Annotated in this window: 2 protein-coding genes; both read right to left on the minus strand. The window is 70.0% G+C overall.

Annotation, left to right across the window (positions count from 1 at the left end):
• Positions 1-48: 48 nt before the first annotated feature.
• Positions 49-336, minus strand: a complete 288-nt coding sequence (locus ACYVE9_RS25810; protein WP_461030308.1) for a DUF1416 domain-containing protein — start codon at positions 334-336, stop codon at positions 49-51.
• Between the two features lie 68 nt (positions 337-404).
• Entirely contained in the window at positions 405-1,241 is an 837-nt protein-coding gene (locus ACYVE9_RS25815) for a sulfurtransferase (RefSeq protein ID WP_461030309.1), read from the minus strand.
• Positions 1,242-1,671 lie beyond the last annotated feature (430 nt).

Here is a 1,671-nt window from a genome sequence, read left to right on the forward strand (position 1 = left end):
TCCAACCCGGGGGTGCGGCCCTGCTGCCGTTCGGTACCGGCCCTCGCCTCAGACGGCGATGGCGACCTCCGCGAGGCCGCCCGGCTGGGCCACCACGGTACGGTCCGCGGTGCCGCCGGGCACCAGCGCCCGCACGGTCCAGGTGCCCTCGGCCGCGTAGAACCGGAACTGGCCGGTCGCGGACGTGGGGACCTCGGCGGTGAACTCGCCGGTCGAGTCCAGCAGCCGGACGTAGCCGGTCACCGGCTCGCCGTCACGGGTGACGTTGCCCTGGATGGTGGTCTCGCCGGGCTTGATGGTGGAGGCGTCCGGGCCGCCGGCCTTCGCTCCGCACATGGAGTGGTCCTCTTCCTCGGTTCGTCGATGCCTGGGTCACGCCGGCGTGCTGCCGGCGCGGCGAACGGTCAGTTGGAGCCGAGCTCGATCGGCACGCCGACCAGCGAGCCGTACTCGGTCCAGGAGCCGTCGTAGTTCTTGACGTTCTCCTGGCCCAGCAGCTCGTGCAGCACGAACCAGCTGTGCGCGGAGCGCTCGCCGATGCGGCAGTAGGCGATGGTGTCCTTGGAGAGGTCCACACCCTCCTGCTCGTACAGCTCCTTCAGCTCCTCGTCGGACTTGAAGGTGCCGTCGTCGTTGGCCGACTTCGACCAGGGGATGTTGCGCGCGGTCGGCACGTGGCCGGGACGCTGCGACTGCTCCTGCGGCAGGTGCGCGGGGGCCAGCAGCTTGCCGCTGAACTCGTCGGGGGAGCGCACGTCGACGAGGTTCTGCTCGCCGATGGCCTTCACCACGTCGTCCCGGAAGGCGCGGATGGCGAGGTTCTGCGGCTTGGCCTTGTAGGTGGTCTCGGCCCGCTCGGGCACCTCGGCCACCAGGTCGCGGGAGTCCAGCTCCCACTTCTTGCGGCCGCCGTCGAGCAGCTTGACGTCCTCGTGGCCGTAGAGCTTGAAGTACCAGTATGCGTAGGAGGCGAACCAGTTGTTGTTGCCGCCGTAGAGCACGACCGTGTCGTCGTTGGAGATGCCCTTGGCCGACAGCAGCTTCTCGAACCCGGCCTGGTCGACGAAGTCGCGGCGCACCGGGTCCTGGAGGTCCTTCTGCCAGTCGATCCGGACGGCGTTCCTGATGTGGTTCTTCTCGTAGGCCGAGGTGTCCTCGTCCACCTCGACGATGACCACCTTGGGGTCGTCGATACGGGCCTGGACCCAGTCGGCGTCCACCAGGACGTCACTGCGGCTCATGGATTCTCCTTCGGAGCTGATGCGGGTGGGTGCGCGTGCGGGGGCAGGGGCACGCGCGGCGCTTGTGCGGCGCGGCGGGCTGTCGAGGGATGGTCCGGATCGGCCGGCGAGGCCGGTCGGCACGCATCGGCCCTGGTGGCCGGGTCCCCCGTCGACGGCGGCGGGGCCGTCAGACGACGGTGCGACAGAGCATGGCGGCGACGCGGCACAGGTCGACTGCCCGTCGCTTCGTGAGATCCGCCTGTCGCTTCATGAGGACGATCGTAAGGACGGGCGCGCCGCATGTCACCGGCGGTCCACATGACGAGACGAGATCGTCTGCGATATGGGACGCAGGATGCCTCGCGATGCCGCCCCGACCGCCGCCGTGCGGGCCGTTCGGCCGCGGCGGCCCGGCAGCGGACGCGGCGGTCTCAGATTCCGGACGGGT

The sequence above is a fragment of the Streptomyces sparsus genome (assembly GCF_054776295.1).

Bases quoted from the DNA above. Each gene is read 5' to 3' on its own strand.
- ACYVE9_RS25810 (WP_461030308.1), bottom strand. From the start codon at position 336: ATGTGCGGAGCGAAGGCCGGCGGCCCGGACGCCTCCACCATCAAGCCC.
- ACYVE9_RS25815 (WP_461030309.1), bottom strand. From the start codon at position 1,241: ATGAGCCGCAGTGACGTCCTGGTGGACGCCGACTGGGTCCAGGCCCGT.